The sequence below is a fragment of the Pseudarthrobacter sp. S9 genome, from assembly GCF_050156545.1.
Classification (GTDB): domain Bacteria; phylum Actinomycetota; class Actinomycetes; order Actinomycetales; family Micrococcaceae; genus Arthrobacter.
The window spans coordinates 2,193,311-2,211,964 of the sequence record NZ_CP189576.1 but is presented as its reverse complement, the minus strand read 5'-3'; the positions used below and the strand labels follow the sequence as shown (position 1 = coordinate 2,211,964).

The 18,654-nt window shown below is 66.7% G+C and carries 14 protein-coding genes; 4 read left to right on the top strand and 10 right to left on the bottom strand.

Features of this window, described 5'->3' with window-relative positions; genetic code table 11:
* Window positions 1-128 precede the first annotated feature (128 nt).
* From catC to ACQCSY_RS10535, 7 genes are all read right to left on the bottom strand, one after another.
* Entirely contained in the window at window positions 129-407 is a 279-nt protein-coding gene (gene catC / locus ACQCSY_RS10565; RefSeq protein ID WP_427135444.1) for a muconolactone Delta-isomerase, read from the bottom strand.
* Window positions 408-447: 40 nt separating this feature from the next.
* Complete coding sequence (locus ACQCSY_RS10560) at window positions 448-1,548, bottom strand: mandelate racemase/muconate lactonizing enzyme family protein (protein ID WP_427135442.1); 1,101 nt, start codon at window positions 1,546-1,548, stop codon at window positions 448-450.
* A complete protein-coding gene (locus ACQCSY_RS10555) occupies window positions 1,545-2,513 on the bottom strand; it encodes a LysR substrate-binding domain-containing protein (RefSeq protein WP_427135440.1) in 969 nt (322 codons plus the stop codon). The genes ACQCSY_RS10560 and ACQCSY_RS10555 overlap by 4 nt, the downstream gene beginning before the upstream one ends.
* Window positions 2,514-2,653: 140 nt before the next feature.
* Window positions 2,654-4,195, bottom strand: a complete 1,542-nt coding sequence (locus tag ACQCSY_RS10550) for a dihydrolipoamide acetyltransferase family protein (protein ID WP_427135787.1) — start codon at window positions 4,193-4,195, stop codon at window positions 2,654-2,656.
* A 56-nt stretch (window positions 4,196-4,251) separates the two neighbouring features.
* Complete coding sequence (locus ACQCSY_RS10545; RefSeq protein ID WP_427135438.1) at window positions 4,252-5,232, bottom strand: alpha-ketoacid dehydrogenase subunit beta; 981 nt, start codon at window positions 5,230-5,232, stop codon at window positions 4,252-4,254.
* Window positions 5,229-6,485, bottom strand: a complete 1,257-nt coding sequence (locus ACQCSY_RS10540) for a thiamine pyrophosphate-dependent dehydrogenase E1 component subunit alpha (protein WP_427135436.1) — start codon at window positions 6,483-6,485, stop codon at window positions 5,229-5,231. The genes ACQCSY_RS10545 and ACQCSY_RS10540 overlap by 4 nt, the downstream gene beginning before the upstream one ends.
* Before the next feature lie 147 nt (window positions 6,486-6,632).
* Window positions 6,633-7,751 (bottom strand): histidinol-phosphate transaminase, encoded by a 1,119-nt coding sequence (locus tag ACQCSY_RS10535; RefSeq protein ID WP_427135434.1) that lies wholly within the window; start codon window positions 7,749-7,751, stop codon window positions 6,633-6,635.
* A 60-nt stretch (window positions 7,752-7,811) separates the two neighbouring features.
* On the opposite strand from ACQCSY_RS10535, the gene ACQCSY_RS10530 reads away from it, so the two are divergent.
* On the top strand, window positions 7,812-8,240 hold the full coding sequence (locus ACQCSY_RS10530) for a phage holin family protein (protein WP_427135432.1): 429 nt from the start codon (window positions 7,812-7,814) through the stop codon (window positions 8,238-8,240).
* Here ACQCSY_RS10530 and ACQCSY_RS10525 read toward each other — a convergent pair.
* Window positions 8,237-9,595 (bottom strand): hypothetical protein, encoded by a 1,359-nt coding sequence (locus tag ACQCSY_RS10525; protein ID WP_427135431.1) that lies wholly within the window; start codon window positions 9,593-9,595, stop codon window positions 8,237-8,239. The two genes, ACQCSY_RS10530 and ACQCSY_RS10525, sit on opposite strands and share 4 nt — an antisense overlap.
* Window positions 9,596-9,660: 65 nt before the next feature.
* Window positions 9,661-9,993 (bottom strand): hypothetical protein, encoded by a 333-nt coding sequence (locus ACQCSY_RS10520; protein WP_427135429.1) that lies wholly within the window; start codon window positions 9,991-9,993, stop codon window positions 9,661-9,663.
* 159 nt (window positions 9,994-10,152) lie between these two features.
* On the opposite strand from ACQCSY_RS10520, the gene purB reads away from it, so the two are divergent.
* Together purB and ACQCSY_RS10510 are read left to right on the top strand one after the other, a co-directional pair.
* Entirely contained in the window at window positions 10,153-11,595 is a 1,443-nt protein-coding gene (purB, locus tag ACQCSY_RS10515; protein WP_427135427.1) for an adenylosuccinate lyase, read from the top strand.
* Window positions 11,592-12,263: a histidine phosphatase family protein gene (locus ACQCSY_RS10510; protein WP_427135425.1), complete on the top strand. Its 672-nt coding sequence runs from the start codon at window positions 11,592-11,594 to the stop codon at window positions 12,261-12,263. The genes purB and ACQCSY_RS10510 overlap by 4 nt, the downstream gene beginning before the upstream one ends.
* 60 nt (window positions 12,264-12,323) lie before the next feature.
* Here the strand turns inward: ACQCSY_RS10510 and ACQCSY_RS10505 are convergent, their stop codons facing one another.
* The gene (locus ACQCSY_RS10505; RefSeq protein ID WP_427135423.1) at window positions 12,324-13,385 is read right to left on the bottom strand and encodes an integrase; all 1,062 of its coding nucleotides are present in this window, start codon (window positions 13,383-13,385) and stop codon (window positions 12,324-12,326) included.
* A gap of 318 nt (window positions 13,386-13,703) precedes the next feature.
* Here ACQCSY_RS10505 and ACQCSY_RS10500 point away from each other — a divergent pair, with 318 nt between their 5' ends.
* On the top strand, window positions 13,704-18,569 hold the full coding sequence (locus ACQCSY_RS10500; protein ID WP_427135422.1) for an NAD-glutamate dehydrogenase: 4,866 nt from the start codon (window positions 13,704-13,706) through the stop codon (window positions 18,567-18,569).
* The last annotated feature ends 85 nt before the right edge of the window (window positions 18,570-18,654 follow it).

Below are 18,654 nucleotides of genomic sequence, written 5' to 3'. Positions count from 1 at the left end.
TGGGCTCTGTCACATCCGGTGTTGATTCAACGGTAGGACTCGAATTGATCGATGGGAAATACCTATTTCCGGCTTATCGAAAGCTTTTGCATATGAATGCCGCGGCACAGCCGCTGACCAGGCGCTGGCTACTCGACGGCGGACGGGTGCGTGGCCAGCGGCGTCACCTTGATGTCCATGTACGGAAACAGCGGCAGGCCGGAGAGCAGGGTGTGCAGTTCGTCATGATCCGCCACGTCGAACACCGAGTAGTTGGAGTACTCCCCCACAACCCGCCACAAATGTGCCCAGCGGCCGTCGCGCTGCAGCTGCTGGGAGTAGTCCCGTTCCTGCGCCTTGATGGCTTCGGCCCTCTGGTGGGGCATGTCCAGCGGGATGTTGACGTCCATTCGAACGAGGTACAGCATGGGTTTCTCCTAGAGGTTGGGGGCAGTGGGCAGTGCAGGGTCAGTCCTGCCGGTATTTTTCCAGTTTGTCGGCATCGATTTCCGCGCCGACGCCGGGCACCTCGCGGACCCGGATGACGCCGGCCGTGATCTCGAGCGGTTCCGCCAGGAGGTCGTCGGTCATGTCCAGGAAGTTGGAGAGTTCCCCCGCCCGCCGGGAACTGGCCTCGAACGCCGCACCGAACGTCACGGTGGCCAGGCTTCCCACCTGGGTGTCGATCTGGTTGCCCATGGTGACGTCGGCGCCCAGCCCCTCGCACAGGCCCAGGATCTGCTGGGCCTCCGTGAAGCCGCTGCGCGCTGTCTTGATGCAGATGGCATTGCTGCCCCCGGACAGCAGCTCGCGGGAGACGTCCCCGAGCGTGGGGACGCTTTCATCGCCCACGATCGGGATCCGTGAATGCTGCACGAGCCGGCGCCGGCCCAGGACCTCCCCGGCGTCGCAGGGCTCTTCCAGCATTGACAGGCCCAGGCCTTCGGTCCGGCGCAGCACCTCCATGGCCTCGTTGGCGGTCCAGCCGCGGTTGGCGTCGAGGTAAATCTCGGTGTCCTCGCCCAGGCCGTCCCGCAGCACATGGCAGGCTTCGATGTCGAGGGACAGCGGTCGCCGCCCGGTCTTGAGTTTGAAGGTGTTGATGCCGTAGGTCTCACGGAACCGCAGGGCTTCCTGGAGGAGTTCGGCGGCGGGTTTGAAGCCGAGCATATGCGAGACACGCATGCTGTCGGTGAAGCCGCCCAGCAGCTTGTGCACCGGTGTGCCGAGGGAGATGCCGATGACATCCCACAGGGCGATGTCCAGGGCGCCCTTGGCCGTGGGGTTGTTGACCGTGCGGCGGAGCAGCTGCTGGACCTTGGAGCGGTCCAGCGGGTCCAGTCCGATCAGCTGCGGCGCGAAGACCTTGGTCATCACCGAGACGATGGAGTCCTGCGTCTCGCCGTAGGTGTACGGGCGCGGAGGGGTGTCGGCTACACCGCAGATGCCGGTGTCCGTATGGATCCGGACGAGGACATGCTCGGCGGTGGTCACCTCGCCGCTGGCGAATTTCAGGGGCCGCGCGTAGGGGATGGCATAGGGGATGGCCTCGATGCGTTCGATTTTCACGGGGAGATTTCCTTTGCGGCGTCGGGTTGCCCTGACGGCTGCGAAGAGGGCGGCGAGGTGGGCTGCGGAGCCGGCTGACCGCCGGGCAGCGAAGTGTGCAGGGAGTCGAACAGGTCCAGGAAGCGGCGCAGCAGCGGCGTCTCGTTGTTGCGGTTCCAGGCGACGGCGAGGTCAACCGGCGGCGGATTGCGCAGGGGCCGGAACACCACGCCCGGGAAGGAAAACATCCGGGACGTCATGGGAACCAGGGCGATCCCCATACCCGCCGCCACGAGCGAGAGTAGCGTGGAGGTCTCTTTGGCCTCCTGGACCAGGCGCGGCTGAAACCCGGCTTTGCGGCAGGCATCGACAAAGATGCTGCTGACGGCAGAGTAGCTGGGGTAGCCGATGAAGTCCTGGCCTGCCAGATCCGCGAGGTCCACGGTGCCCTTCTCCGCCAGCGGGGAATCCGCCGGAAGGGCAGCGACCAGCCGGTCCTGTTCGAGCAGCTTGAGGGTCACCGTTCCGGACCGGACCGGCGGGCGGAGGACGGCGGCGTCGAGCCGGCCATCCTCAAGTGCCGACTCCATCTGCGGCGTCAGCATCTCGCCCTGGACGGTGATGCGGAGCCCCGGCAGGGTGCGACGTGCCGCCTGGACAATGCTGGGCATCAGCCGGTAGGTGGCGGTTCCGGTGAAACCCACCCGGATGACGCCGGTGGCGCCGGCGCCCACCTGTTGGACATCCTCCTCCAGCGCGTCGAGCTCGTGCAGCAGCACCCGACCCCGGTCCAGCAGGACCTGCCCGGCAGGGGTCAGTTCCACCTTGCGCGTGGTGCGGATCAGAAGCGCTGTACCCAGCTGTTCCTCGAGCTGCCGGATCTGCTGCGACAGCGGCGGCTGGGCCATGTGCAGCCGCTGGGCGGCACGGCCGAAATGCCGCTCCTCGGCCACGGCAATGAAGTACTTCAGATGTCGTGTCTCCATTGACGCTCCCGGGCGGATCGGAGCAAGGCTGAGTGCCGTGCTGTGACCAGCTTAAGATCCCCGATTAGTAAGGGGAAATACCTATTTCGGAGCCATTAGGACGCTTCAGGTTCTAATGCCGTGCGTCAATCGAAGAGCAGTCAGTCGAGGAGCAGCGCGGGCTCTTCGAGGATGGCGGCGACGTCGGCCATGAAGCGGGCCGAGAGGTCCCCGTCCACCACGCGGTGGTCGAAGGAACCGCCGAGGGTGGTGATCCAGCGCGGGATGACTTCGCCGTCGAGGACCCAGGGCTTCTGCTTGATGGTGCCGAAGGCCACGATCGCCACCTCGCCGGGGTTGATGATCGGCGTGCCGGTGTCGATGCCGAGGGCGCCGATGTTGGTGACGGTGAGGGTGCCGCCCTGCATCTGGGCGGGCTGGGTCTTGCCCGCACGGGCGGTGGTGGCCAGCTCGTTCAGGGCCAGGGCCAGTTCCTTGAGCGAAAGGTCCTGGGCGTTCTTGATGTTCGGCACCATCAGGCCGCGGGGTGTGGCGGCCGCGATGCCCAGGTTCATGAAGTGCTTGACGTGTATTTCGGCGGAATCGCTGCCGTCCGGGCTGTCCACCCAGGTGGCATTGACGCTGGGATTGCGCGCCGCGGCCCAGATGACGGCCTTGGCGAGGATCAGCAGCGGGGAAACCTTGATGCCTTCGAAGTCGCGGGACACCTTGAGCCGCTTGACGAATTCCATGGTGCGGCTGGCGTCGACGTCCACGAAGATGCTGACGTGCGGAGCCGCGAAGGCCGACTCGACCATGGCCTTCGCCGTGGCCTTGCGGACGCCCTTGACCGGGATGCGCTCGATCCGCTGTTCCTGCGGACGGCCGGACTTCCCCCAGAACGTGTCCGCCTTGTCCACCTCGGCGTCGCGCTGGGCCTGGTAGCTCACCAGGTCCTCGCGGGTCACTTCGCCCCGGGCCCCGGTGGGGACGACGTCGGCCAGGTCGATGCCGAGGTCACGCGCGATCTTGCGCACCGGCGGCTTGGCCAGCACCTTGTTGACGAGGCCGCTGATGGCCCCGCCCAGGGTGGGGCGCTCGGGGTCGCCGGCAGGGGCGGCGCGTTCGGGGCTGGCGACAGGCTCAACCGGGACAGCCGCGGTGGTTGAGCCTGGGGCCACGCCCGCCGGGTTCCCTGGCCGAGCTGGCGAGGTTAGGGAGCGGGTGGGGAGCGGAACCGCCGGGGCAGGCTCGGCCACCGGCGTGGCGGAGACGCGCCGTCGCCGCTTGACGGCGTCGGCCTTGGGGCCGGACCCCACGAGCGGACCGCCGGCCGGACGCCCGGCCGACTCTCCGGCGTCGGACGTCTCCGTCGTCAGCGTGCCGTACATGGGTGCCGCAACGGTGGTCGTTTCGTGCAGCACAGCGGCAGCAGGTGGAGCCGCCGTGGGCGTCCCGGCCGCCGCGTCGGTCACACTGATGATCGGGGTGCCGACGTCGATCGTGACTCCCTCGGGAACCAGCAGTTCCGTGACGGTGCCGGCGAACGGCGAGGGCAGCTCGACCAGGGACTTGGCGGTCTCGATCTCGCACAGGACGTCGTTGATGGCCACGGTGTCGCCGGCCTTGACCTTCCAGGAGACGATCTCGGCCTCGGTCAGCCCTTCGCCGACATCGGGGAGGTTGAACTTGTTAAGCGTCATGGGGTCCTCGGTTTCGAACGTCGTCATCAGTACGTTGGCCGTCAGTACGCTGGCCGTCAGTAGGACAGGGCACGGTCCAGAGCCTCAAGGATGCGGTCGATGTCCGGCAGGTAGTCTTCTTCAACCTTGGCCACTGGGTACGGCATGTGGAAACCGCCGACGCGGATCACGGGAGCCTCGAGCGAGTGGAACGCCCGCTCGCCGATCCGGGCCGCGATTTCGCCGCCGATGCCGCCAAAGGTGGGGGCCTCGTGGGCCACGATGAGCCGGCCCGTCTTCTTGACGGACTCCGTGACGGTGTCAAAGTCGATCGGGGAGATGGAACGCAGGTCGATCACTTCGACGCTGTGGCCGTCCTCGGCGGCGGCGTTGGCCGCGGCCAGGGCCACGGGCACGAGCGGCCCGTAGACCACGACGGTGGCGTCCGTTCCATTCCGCAGCACATGGGCCCGGAACGGGTCCGCGGCGATGCCGGGTGATTCCGTGTCGACCTCGCCCTTGAGCCAGTAGCGGCGCTTGGGTTCGAAGACGATCACGGGGTCCTGGCAGTCGACGGCCTGCTGGATCATCCAGTAGGCGTCGTGCGGGTTGGACGGCGTGATGATGCGCAGTCCGGCCGTGTGGGCGAACAGCGCTTCCGGCGATTCCGAGTGGTGTTCGATCGAGCCGATGCCGCCGCCGTAGGGGATCCGGATGACGACCGGCACGGTGAGGTTGCCGTTGCTGCGCGAGTGCATCTTGGCCAGCTGCGTGGTGATCTGGTTGAAGCCCGGGAAGACGAAGCCGTCGAACTGGATCTCGCAGACGGGCTGGTAGCCGCGCAGGGCAAGGCCGATCGCGGTGCCGATGATGCCGGACTCGGCGAGAGGGGTGTCCACCACGCGGTCCGCGCCGAACTCGGCGATGAGGCCGTCCGTGACCCGGTAGACCCCGCCCAGGGGTCCGATGTCTTCGCCCATGAGCAGGGACCGCGGGTTGTTGCTGAGTGTCGCGCGCAGGCCTTCGTTGATGGCCTTTGCAATGGTCATGGTGGTCATGAGTGGGCCGCCCCTGTGTCTGCCCGATCGGCTGTCGCCTCGTCGGCGAAACCTGCACTGTATTCCTCGAACCAGGCCAGCTCTTCGGCCACCAGGGGGTGTGCTTCCACGTAGGTGTTGGCGAAGGCTGTCCGGATGTCCGGGGTTTCGAGGTCGTAGGTGGTCTTGCGGACATAGGCGGCCAGCTCGTCGCCGTCGGCCTTGACCTGCGCGAAGAAGGCCTCATCGGCCAGGCCCTCGGTGCGGAGGTACTTTTCCAGGCGCTCCAGCGGATCCTTGGCCCGCCACAGGGCCTCTTCGGCGGATTCGCGGTACTTCGTGGGATCGTCGGCGGTGGTGTGGGCGCCGACGCGGTACGTGAAGGCCTCGATCAGCACCGGGCCCTTGCCCTCGCGGGCATGCTCCAGCGCCCATTCAGTGACGGCGTGGACGGCGATCACGTCATTGCCGTCCACCCGGATGCCGGGGAAGCCGTAGCCCTTGGCGCGGTTGGACAGCGGGATCCGGGTTTGCACGGAGCTGGGGACGGAGATGGCCCAGTGGTTGTTCTGGCAGAAGAACACTACGGGGGCGTTGTAGGACGAGGCGAACACCATGGATTCGTGGACGTCCCCCTCGGAACTGGCCCCGTCACCGAAGTAGACCACGACGGCGGCCTTCGGCTCCGGCGCCTGGCCCCCTGCATCGCCCGCGGCCGCGGTGGCTGCCGCGAGCTTCTGGTCCCGCTGGATGCCCATGGCGTAGCCGACTGCGTGCGGGGTCTGGGCCGCGAGGACCAGCGTGTAGAGGTGGAAGTTGGTGTCCTTGGGGTTCCAGCCGCCGTTGGAGATGCCGCGGAACTGGCGCAGCAATTCGGCCAGATCAACGTTTCGGGTCAGCGCCACGCCGTGTTCGCGGTAGGTGGGAAAGATGTAGTCCTGCGGCTGGCTGGCCCGGCCGGAGCCGATCTGCGCCGCTTCCTGTCCGGTCAGCGGGACCCACAGCGCCAGCTGGCCCTGCCTCTGCAGGGCGGTGGCCTCCTGGTCGAACCGCCGGATGGCAGCCATGTCGGCGTAGAAACCGCGCAGTTTCTCCGCGTCCAGCCGTTGGGCGTACTCCGAGAAGACAGGGTCGGTGCCCAGCACGCCGTCGGGGCCCAGCAACTGGACCATAGGCGTGGCAGGGTTGCCGAGCCGGGCTTCTGCTGCAGCCTCGAGCTGGTCGTCCATATCGGTTCCGTCGAACTCGGTAGAGGGCAGATGTGTGGCGCCCATACCGTCTCCTTGCTTGCCGCATCCGAATGCGCCGCAATCGCTGGGATATATGCCGGATCGGGAATGTATTCCCGACCCGGCATATATTTTGGCTTACTCGTCCTTACTTTATCCGCAGGGGGCTGCCTGCGGGCGTCATGTTAAGCGCTAGGAACGCCGTGGCTGTTTTGTATAGATCGCACAGAGCTCCAGGAAGCGGGTGTTGGCCTCGGTCTCGCCGATGCTGACCCGCACTCCCTCGTCCCCGAAGGCCCGCACGGAAAGCGCCCGTTCCCCCGCCAGTGCGGCAAATTCCCCGCTGTCCGTGCCCAGATTGAGCCACACGAAGTTCCCTTGGGCCTCCGGCACGAACCAGCCGAGCGCCCGCAGTCCGGCAGTGACCCGGTCCCGTTCGTCCACCAGGCTTTGTACCCTTTCTACAACCTCGCTGAAATGCTCCAGTGAGGTGACGGCCGCCGTTTCGGCGATCTGGGACACCGAGAACGGCGTGGCGGCGACGCGCAGGTGCTGGGTCAGTTCGGGGCGGGACACGCTGTAACCCACGCGCAGCCCGGCCAGTCCGTGCGCCTTCGAGAAGGTCCGCAGCACGACTACGTTCGGATATTTCCGGTACATCTCGATGCCGTCAACGGCGTTCTCGTCGCGGACGAACTCCTGATAGGCCTCATCGATGACCACCACGACGTCGGAGGGCACAGCCTTGATGAAGCGCTCGGCTTCCTCTGTGGTGAGGATGGGCCCGGTCGGGTTGTTGGGCGTGCACAGCAGGATCATCTTGGTGCGCGCCGAGACGGCCGCCGCCATGGCATCGAGGTCGTGGCGGCCGTCGCCAGTCAGCGGGACCCTGACGCTCTCCGCACCCGCGAGCCCGACGCAGATGGGGTATGCCTCGAACGACCGCCAAGCGTAGATGACTTCGTCGGTCTTGCCGTCGTCGTTCTGGCCAGCGAAGGTGGCCAGGAGCTGGTTCAAGGCTCCCAGGCTTCCGGCGCCCGTGACGATGTCCTCAGCGGGAACGTCCAGGAACCGGGCTAGCACGGCGCGCAATTTGCTGCTAAGCGGGTCCGGGTATCGGTTGAAGTCGGTCTGTGCCGCGATCGCCTGCTGCACTGCAGGGATCGGGGGCAAGGGGTTCTCGTTGGAGGAAAGCTTGTAGCTGACAAGGCCCTCGACGGGGACCGGCGGCTTGCCGGCCGCGTAGCGGGGGAGAAGGTCTACCACCGGGCGCGGCCGGATTCCCCCGGCCGTGTTCTCTGATGAAGTCATGCCCACTAGCCTACTTCGCCGTCCCTGCCACAATGCGAGGGGATATGACAGCATGAGGCCATGGGCTCTTTCTTTGTGCGGGTAATCATCAACGGGCTGGCCCTCTGGGTCGCGAGCTGGATCCTCCCCGGACTGGACATCTCCACGTCCGCCACCACCGCCGCCGTGGCCAACAGCGGCGTGACGCGGGGTACGGACACCATCGGGATCATCCTGGCGTATCTGTTCATCGGGCTGATTTTCGGCATGGTCAACGCGTTCGTGCGCCCGCTGGTCAGCCTGCTGTCCCTGCCGATTACCATCCTGACGCTGGGCCTGTTCACGATCGTCATCAATGCGGCGATGCTCTATCTGACGTCGTGGCTCGGCAGCTTCACACCCGTCCACTTCACCATCGACTCTTTCTTCTGGACAGCGGTTCTGGCGGCCATCATCATCTCCATCATTTCCCTCGTGGCAAGCTGGCTGCCGGGGGCCCGTCGGCGCTAGGCCGCCGGACCCTGCGGCGCGTCGGCGTTCCGGCCCGGCCCCGGCGCTGTGGGCACTCCCCGCCGAGCCGGCATCGCTTCCCGCCTCAGGGAGAACCGGGTGACGGTCGCCGCGCCTCCCGCGCCAACCACCGCTGCCAGCGCCGCAGTGGAGGCCTGGAGGGACGGATCCCTGCTGGCGGAGACGGCTTCGGCCCCGTCTGCGTAGTTCCCCAGGCGGTGTCCCGGGCCCAGGCCGAAATCCTTCGGGGCGGGAATCTCCAGCGGGTTGGTCAGCGTCACGGTCACGCGGTCCTTCGTGTCTGCGTTGGGCAGTCCGTCCGCCCCGGGCACCCAGTCCTGCTGATGCTCGAGGTGAAGGCTACTGATCCCCGGGGCCGGCTCGATGCCGCCGACCGGGGAGCCAGCGGTCAGCACGAATTTGAGGTCGTAGTCGGCGAGGAACGCCTTGTCCTGGCTGAGGTTCATGGCATGGATGCCGCCCTGGCTGTAACCCACCGCGGCAATCTGTTCGCCCGTCTGGGCCCCGGCCTCCCGGAGGGCCTCACGGATGCCCGCCGCCGTCTCTGCCGAGCCGTAGCCCAGACCCTCGGCAATGCCGGTAGCGTCAAAGGGGTTCGTGCCCGCCGGCAGTTCGTCCTGCGTTCCCGGGATGATCACCACCCACGCGCGCTGACTTCCCTCCCCGAGCTGCAGGACCTCGATCTCTCCGCTGGTGCCGCCTACAGCCTCGGCCCGCAGCAGCAGCCCGGCCGGCGAGACATCGACGTGCTCCAACCTTGTTTCCCTGCCCACGATGCGGACCGGACGGGGTTTCAGCAGGTCCCTCCCGGGCGCCGACGCTAATCCCCGGACGACGCCGCCGACGCCGTCCGCGCCGTTAACTGCACCAGCCGCCCCTGCCCACACGGCGGGCAGCCCCAGCAGTAGCGCTAACCGCCCGGGGGCCAGCGACATCTCATCCTCTACGACGTCGCGCGCGGTCATCGGCGGCAAGCCGAACAGCCCCCACAACGGCCCAAAGCCCGCCCCCGTCTTGCCGATCCTCAGGAGGAGGGTGTTCCGGGCCTCGGCGTACTCGTACTCCCGGTGGCTTGCCCGGACCTCGCGGCAGAGGCGCTCCAGCTCCGTCCGGACACGGCCCAGCGCCTGGGCGCCATCCCCGACGGCGATGATCGCGTTGCTGCCGCTGGTGTAGGAATCGGACTGGTACGGGAACAGGGCTCGCCGCACCGCGTCTGCCTCCGCTTCCACGGATGCCAGTTGCTTCGCGACGCCGTCCAGCGCCGCGGCTCCTGCCAGCAACTCCTCGAACTGGACGCTGAGTCCACCCACCCCGCCGCGGATCTGGAGCATGCCGTCGGCGGGAGGCGCGGACGGGCGTGGCGCCCCTCCCGAACCAGCGGGTGTCGCGTCCGACATCAGTAACCGGGCCGACCGGAGGAAAGCACTACGTTCTGGGCGTGCCGGCGCACTACGGCGGCGGCGTCCTGCAGCGCGTTCCGGCTCCTGCGCAGCGAAGCGGCCTGCAGGGACAGCGCGGTCCGGTAGGCACGCCCGGCCGGCGACTCCCAGGTCTGCAGCTCCAGCCGGGCCAGGTGGGCGATCACCGCGTCCGCATGGTCGGCGCAGACCGCCACGCGCACGGCCAGCTGCCGAACTTCTTCGCCGCGAGAGGCGCACGCGGCGGCATCGGCCGCTGACACGGTGCCGGTCGCTGTGGTGGACACTTCACCTGTCACTGCGCTCGTCATGCCGTTGTTCCTTTCCTTCTCGGATGGCTCCCACGCTAGGCAGCGCGGTCACGGTCCTGAAGCGCCCGGCACGGCTATGTGGACAACGGGACGCCGCGGTGGAAGTCATACGGACGGGCGCGCTTAAGGCCCGGCAGGACTTCGTGAAAGAATCGGAGCATGCCTGAAACTGCCGCCACAGCCGCTACCCGCACGCCTTCCGGACGCCTGGCCCTCGCCGCGTCATCACGCCAGATCGCGCTCGGCCCGCTGGATGGCCGCTACCAGTCCGCCGTCGCGCCGCTGGTCGACTACCTCTCCGAAGCCGCCCTCAACCGCGACCGCGTGGCCGTGGAAGTTGAATGGCTGATCCACCTGACCAGCCACAACGTCCTGCCCGGCGCCGGACCGCTGACCGCGGATCAGCAGACGCAACTGCGCGGCATCGTCACCGAATTCGACGCCGATTCCGTCACGGAACTGGCCGACATCGAGGCCGTCACGGTGCACGACGTCAAGGCCGTCGAGTACTACATCGGCCGCCGCCTGCCCGGCATCGGAATCGAGCGGCTCACGGCCATGGTGCACTTCGGCTGCACCTCGGAGGACATCAACAACCTCTCCTACGCCCTCGGCGTCAAGGGTGCTGTGGAGGACGTGTGGCTGCCCGCCGCCCGCGCCCTCGTCGCGCAGATCAGCAGCATGGCCCAGGGCAACCGCGCCGTGCCAATGCTCTCCCGCACGCACGGCCAGCCGGCCACCCCCACCACCCTCGGCAAGGAACTGGCCGTCATCGCGCACCGGCTCACCCGGCAGCTGGACCGGATTGCCCGGACCGAATACCTCGGCAAGATCAACGGGGCCACCGGCACCTACGCCGCCCATGTGGCCTCCGTCCCGGGCGCCGACTGGCAGCACGTCTCGAAGACTTTCGTCGAAGGCCTCGGCCTGACCTGGAACCCGCTGACCACCCAGATCGAAAGCCACGACTGGCAGGCAGAGCTCTACGCAGACGTCGCGCGTTTCAACCGCATCCTGCACAACGTCTGCACCGACATCTGGAGCTACATCTCCATCGGCTACTTCGTGCAGATTCCCGTTGCGGGCGCCACGGGATCCTCAACCATGCCGCACAAGGTCAACCCGATCCGCTTCGAGAACGCCGAGGCCAACCTGGAGATCTCTTCCGGCCTGCTGGACGTGCTGGGCTCCACCCTGGTCACCTCCCGCTGGCAGCGCGACCTTACCGACTCCTCCTCCCAGCGCAATATCGGCGTCGCCTTCGGCCACTCGCTGCTGGCCATTTCCAATGTGGCCAAGGGCCTGGACCGGCTCAATGTCGCGGAGGAGGTGCTGGCCGCGGATCTGGACACGAACTGGGAAGTCCTGGGCGAGGCCATCCAGATGGTCATGCGCGCCGAGGCCATCGCCGGCGTCGAAGGCATGGAGAACCCGTACGAGCGGCTCAAGGACCTGACCCGCGGTCAGCGCGTCGATGCTGCCCGGATGCAGGAATTCGTCCAGAGCCTTGGCTTGTCCGGGGACGCCGAAGCGCGCCTGCTGGCGCTCACCCCCGGCAAATACACCGGCATCGCGGACGAGCTGGTGGACCACCTCAAATGAAGCTCCTGCTCATCCGCCACGGGCAGACACCCGGGAACGTTCTCGGCCAGCTGGATACCGCCCGCCCGGGCCCCGGACTGACCGAGCTCGGCGAGCGGCAGGCTGCCGCTCTGGCGCGGTCCCTGGCGAATGAGCAGATCGGCCTTCTCTACGCGTCCACGCTTATCCGCACCCAGATCACGGCCCAGCCACTGGCAACCATGCGGGGACTGGACGTCGAGGTGCTGGAAGGGCTGGGGGAGATCGAAGCAGGGTCGCTCGAGAAGCTCACCGACCGGGAATCGCACCTGCGCTATCTCGGGACCGTCTTTGCCTGGAGCGCCGGCGAACTGGACCGCAGGATGCCCGCCGGACCCAACGGCCTCGACTTCTTTGAACGCTTCGACGACTCGATCGCCCGGATTGCCGCCGCGGCTGCGGCGTCCGCTGATCCGGGCGCGGCGGCCGTGATCAGCCACGGCGCGGCGATCCGGGTCTGGGCCGGCCTGCGGGCGTCCAACGTCGAACCCGGCTTCGCGGCCCGCCACGTGCTCGCCAACACCGGCATCGTGGCACTGGAAGGCGACCCCGACGCCGGCTGGAAGCTCATCCACTGGGATGACAGCCCGCTGGGCGGCCTGGCCCTCGCGGATCCGACGGCGGAAGACCCCACCGGCCGCCCGGTGTAGTTCAGCCGTACCCGCGTAGTTCCGCCGTGCCGGTTGCGGCCCGCACCCCGAGGAATCATGTCAAGATGCCCGCCTGGGCTGGTTCGTGGAATCATCTGATTTTGCCCGGGTAGCCGGCCGGGGTTTGGCGGCCTGTTTGGCGGTGGTCAGGGTCAGGAGCTCTGCGGAAAGGGCCTGGACCTGACGCTGGATCGCGGCCGGGTTCAAGGGTTTGTTCTCCCGCTTCAACCGGGCCTTCACATCCCGGGCGACGGTGCCGGTGTCTGCCAGGACGCGCTGGAACGGGGTCGCGGGAAGGTCGTATTTCTTGCTGATCTTCGCGCCGGTGCGGACCTTCGCGACGAGTTTCTGCTGGGGTCCGAAATGGTTGGTGAGCAGTCTCTGCAGGTCCCAGATCCGGTTCAGCAGCTCCAGCTCGCGGGCAGTGTCGTACCGGTGGTAGCCGACCGTCTGGCGCACGATGTGCCAGTTCTTCTGCTCCACGTGCGCCCCGTCATTCTTGTTCCCGGACCGGGACCGCGTGAACGTCAGTTTCTCCTGCTCGCACCACCGGAACAGCTCCCAATTAATGAACTCCGAGCCGTTGTCCGAGTCGATGCCCAGGATCGGAAAGGGAAACGCCGCGGTGGCGTCCCTGATGGCTTCGAAGACCCATTTCTGCGCCTTGTTCTTCACGGACCGGGTTTCGGTCCAGCCGGTCGCGATGTCAGTGATATCAAGGGTGAAACAGAACTCACCGGCACTGTTCCCGCCCTCGTGGCCGACCAGATCAATCTCGACGAAACCGGGCACCGCGTCATCCCATTCAGCCCAGGTCCGCATCTGGATGGAGTCCTTCAGCAACGTACCGGGCTTGGTATGGGACCGGCCCCGCGGATCCAGTTTCACCCGGTCCGCCCGGAGCCGGCGGTCAATCGTCGCCGGCGCGATCCGCAGCAGCAGTGCGGCCGTGCCGGCATCAATCTGAAGTTCCTTGAACCGTCGCAGGCGCGGCACCAGATCCGGCAGCGCGGCCGCGAGCAGCCGCCCGCACGGGGCGCCCTGGGCCGGGCAACCTTCAGCACCAGTGCCATCCGCAGCGCCTTGCGGGCATGGTCGCGGTGCCAGCCCGTCGTCGCGCACAGCTCATCCAGAACCTGCTTCTTCGCCGCCCGGCCCGAACGGACGTAGCGGGTTGCGATGGTCTTCGTGACAGCCCTGCGTTCACTCATCGAAAGCTCCATGGCTCACAATGCCGAAGCGGCGGACACCGGCCCGGCGGACACGCCGCTACGCGGGCATTCTCAAATGATTCTTCGAATACGGCTACGCGGGCATCTTTGATGAGTCAACGCGCGCACTGGACGACTCCCCTGAAGCCAGCCATGATGAAAGAAGGCGTGGGGACAGGATGGTCAGCCGCGGTTGCGGTAGCACCCCGCGCCGTGGAGGCGCAGTGGCATGTCACGCAAATCGGTGTCCGTGGAGCACGCTCCGGCTGCCGGTTCCCTCGGGCCCGGCGAGCCATTCCTGAGGGACTATTACGAGCACGTAGCCGCGGAGGATCTCCGGAGCTACAGCCCAGGGACACTTCGAGCACGGGCGGTGCACCACCTGAAAGTGGCGTCGTCGCGACTGCCCGGCCAGAACGCCGTCGGGATCCTGCACGAAATGGACGCCAGCGTCATTGCGGTGGTCGTGGAGGACATGCCTTACCTGGTTCACTCCGTCACGGCCGAACTGACGCGCGAAGACGCCGCGATCGGGTTGTTGGTGCATCCGACGTTTGAGGTGCTCCGGGATCCAACCTCCCACGCCTTGCTAGACGTCCGGCCGAGTCCCTCCGCGGAGGGCCTTTCCGACGAGCCCGCACCGGAGACCGGCGGAACCACGGAGACGTGGGTGGCCGTGGAAATCGGCAGGCTGGCTGACGACGCGGCCGCCCGGGAACTCACAGAAAACCTGCACAGGGTGCTGGACGACGTCCGGGTTGCCGCCGAGGACGCCGCCGCCATCCACGGGAAGATGTTCGAAGCCGTCGCCTCTGTGGACGGATTCCCCCAGGCCGCTGTTCCGCCAGCGGGACAGCTTCGTGACCTGCTCCTCTGGCTGCACGACGGCAACTTCGTATTCCTCGGGTATTGCGACTATGACCTCACAACGGCGGGTGACCAGGAGCTGCTCACTGAGCGCCCCGGGTCCGCGCTGGGCCTGCTGAGGCGGCCACGGGGGGACGCTGCTCGGCGGCTGGACCACGGGCAGGCGAGGATCCTGGGGCCCCGGGTACTCACCCTCGCCACTTCGGATATCCGGTCCACCGTACTCAGACGGTCGTACCTGGACGAATTGCGCCTGCCGGTGTTCGACCAGGCAGGTGCAGTCACCGGGGAAAGACGGTTCGTGGGGTTGTTCACCCCGGGTGCCGCGCATCAGTCCGTTCGCCGGATTCCAGTGATTCGCGAAAAGGTCCAGGCTGTCAGCGAACGCCTTGGCTTCACTCCACGATCCCACGACGGCAAGGACCTGCTGGCTGTTCTGGAGTCGTTTCCGCGCGATGAACTCTTTCACATTGAGGTGAATGACCTCACCCGGCTGGCGGGCGAAATTCTCCGCGCGGAGCAACTCCGCCGGACGCGCCTGTTCCTCCGGCCTGACAGCTTCGGCCGGTTCATGTCCGCGTTGGTCTTCTTCCCCCGCCACCGCTACAGCACAGCCGTCCGCCTGCTGATGGAGCAGGAACTGCGGCAGGCTTTCAAAGCCAAATCCATTGAGTTCGAGGTCCGGCTGACCGAATCCCCCATGGCCCGTGTGTTCTTCCGGATCCGCATGGCCGATGCCCCGTCGGATGCTCCGGCGTCCGGCGCCCCCGGGGCGTACGCCAACCCCTCCGACGTCGACCCCTCCCAGCTGGAGCGGCGCCTGATATCAGCCACCCGTTCATGGGCGGAGGGGCTCGACGAATTGATCCGTGAACACTTCCCCGCGGAAGAGGCTGCACGGCTCTCCAGGCTGTGGTCGGACTCGTTTCCCCCGAGTTATCGCGCGGACTACGAGGCGGAAGCCGCGATCAGGGACATCATCAATTTCGAAACCTTCGACCTGGACGGCACAGGCGGCCGCCCCCACGGGGATCCGCTGCTTACGGTGTACGTACGGCAGGGGGCCTTCCCCACCCTGGCCGAAGACGCCCGGATCCGCCTGTACCTGACGAAGCCCCGGAGCCTCACCCAGATCCTGCCGTTCCTGCACAACCTCGGGCTCGAAGTGCTGGACCAGCGCCCCTTCGACATCCGGCGCGGGACGGGCCAGGACGTGTTCCTTTACGACCTCGGCGTGAAGTACCCCATCGGCGTGGACCCGGAGGCAACCAGCGCACTTCTGGAGGATGCTTTCTGCGCTGCCATGCGGGGAGACGCCGAATCCGACCGGATCGACGCACTGGTCATCCGGGAGGGTGTGGGCTGGCGTCAGGCGGCAATCCTGCGAAGCTATGCGAAGTATCTCCAGCAACTGGGGACAACCAACTCGTACGGCTTCATAGCGGATACGCTGATGGCCAGTGTCCGGGCAACGCACGCACTCCTCGCCCTATTCGACGCGAAGTTCGATCCCGGGCTGGACGGGCCCGGCCGGTTTCAGATCACCGCCGCTGCCCGGAAGGAACTGCTGGCCGCGATCGACGAGATTCCCGTCCTCGACGCCGATCGGCTGCTGCGCACCTTCATGAATCTGGTGGAAGCCACGCTCCGTACCAACTTCTTCCAGGACAAGCCCCACCTGAGTTTCAAACTGAAGCCGGCCGCCATCCCCAGTGCCCCGTTTCCCCGTCCGAAGTGCGAGATCTGGGTCTACTCCCCGCGAGTTGAAGGCGTCCACCTCCGTTTCGGAGAACTGGCCCGCGGCGGGCTGCGCTGGTCCGAGCGGAGCGAGGATTTCCGCACCGAGGTCCTGGGGCTGGTCAAAGCACAAAACGTGAAGAACTCCGTCATTGTGCCTACGGGGGCCAAGGGAGGCTTCTATCCCAAGCAACTGCCGGACCCGGCCGCGGACCGGGGGGCATGGCTGGCCGAAGGACTGGAGTGCTACCGGATTTTCATCAGCGGGTTGCTGGACCTCACGGACAATCTGGTCACCTCCGCAAGCGGCGAATCTGTGATCCCGCCGGAACGGGTGGTACGCCACGACGGCGACGACTACTACCTGGTGGTTGCGGCAGACAAGGGAACGGCATCATTTTCGGATGCTGCCAACGCCGTGGCCCAGGAGTACGGGTTCTGGCTCGGGGACGCGTTCGCTTCCGGCGGGTCCGTCGGATATGACCACAAGCAGATGGGAATCACGGCCCGCGGGGCGTGGGAATCCGTGAAGCACCTTTTCCGCGAGCTTGGCATGGATCCGCAGAGCGAAGACTTCACGGTGGTGGGCATCGGCGACATGAGCGGCGACGTCTTCGGGAACGGGATGCTGCTCTCGCCCCACATTCGGCTGGTGGCGGCGTTTGACCATCGGCACATCTTCCTCGACCCGGCCCCGGATGCCACGGCATCCTTCGAGGAACGCAAGCGTCTCTTCGGTCTCCCCCGCTCGTCGTGGGCCGACTACGATCCCTCGCTGATCAGCCAGGGCGGCGGCGTCCATTCCCGCAGGGCCAAGACCATCGCGATCACGGAGCGGGTCCGGATGTCCCTCGGCCTGGAACCGGGAACGGCAACACTACCGCCTCATGCCCTCCTTCAGGCCATCCTCCGGGCACCCGTGGATCTGGTCTACAACGGCGGCATCGGAACCTACGTCAAGGCCTCCACGGAGAACCACACAGAGGTGGGCGACAAGGCGAACGACGCCATCCGGGTCAACGGCAATGAACTGAGGGCCAGGATCGTTGCCGAGGGCGGCAACCTTGGCATCACCCAGCGCGGACGGATCGAAGCGGCCCTGAACGGCGTCCTGCTCAACACGGATGCGATCGACAACTCGGCCGGCGTGGATTGTTCGGACCATGAGGTCAACATCAAGATTTTCATTGACCGGATGATCGCGGCCGGGAAGATGCCCGCCTCGGAACGCACCGGTTTCCTGCACTCCCTCACCGATGAGGTGGCCCGCCTTGTCCTGGCAAACAACGCGGACCAGAACGTCCTCCTGCTCAACGACCGTCACTTGGTGCGGGAGTGGAGCCCCGGGTTCGAGCGGACCATGGACTGGCTGGAAAATGCCACCGACCTGGACCGCAGCCTGGAGGGTCTGCCGAGCACGGAGGAGCTGCAGGACCGGCTGCGGTCCGGGCATGGACTCACCGCTCCCGAACTCGCCGTGCTCGCCGCCTACGCGAAGATCGAACTGGCCAGGGAGCTCAGCGCCAGCGATCTTGCCGATGACCCCTGGTTCAAGCGGGTACTCCGCGGCTACTTCCCCCGCCAGCTGTCCGAGCGCTTCGACGCCGAGCTGGACGCCCACCCCCTGCGCCGCCAGATCGTGTGCACGGTGGTGGCCAACGACATGATCAACCTGGGAGGAATCACCTTCGCCTTCCGTGCCATCGAAGAAACCACAGCAACTGCTGCGGCGGTCGCCAGGGCCTTTGTTGTGGTGCGGGATGCATACGACCTGCCATGGATAGTGGACCGGATTGCCGGGCTTCCCCCCGGATTTCCCAGCGAACACGCCGCCCAGGTGGCCCTGCACATGCGCAGGCTCCTGGACCGGGCGACCCGGTGGTACGTGACGCATGACCACCGGGACCAGTCCGTCGCCGAGGCCCTGGGCCGGGTCATGCCCACTTTGGACCTGCTGCGGACCAGGACCGTGGACTTTCTGCGCGGCGCCGATCGCGACCTCGTCCATAGTCGGCTGGCGCATTGGGACGACGTCGGCCTGCCGCGGGATTTGGGAAGACGCGCCTCAGACCTGCTCGAAAGTTTCGCGCTTCTGGACATCTCCGGGGTTTCGGAACTGGTTGACGAACCACTCACCACGATCGCCGATCTCTATTGGGCGGTTCTTCAGCGGATCGGTGCGGTGGGTCTGCTGCTGCGCATCACCGACCTGCCCCGGCACAGCCGCTGGGAGGCTCTGGCCCGGGCGGCTCTGCGTGATGACGTCTACTCCGCCGTGGCGGACATGACGTTGTACGTCATGCAGACCACCCAAGGCGGTGACTTCGCGGGCGCCGACAGTCTGGAACGCATCGTGGCGTGGGAGCGCGGACACCAGGAGCAGCTGGGTCGCATCAAGGACACTTTCGCGGAGGTGACCAAACCGGGGCAAGTGGACATCGCCTCCATCTCCGTGGCACTCAAGCTGCTCAGAACGCTGGTCCGAAGCTGAACCCACAGTTCTCTGGACGCTTACGCGCAGGAAACACCACGGTAACCGCTGGCTCCTAGGCTTGATGTGCATAACCCTTCGGCGA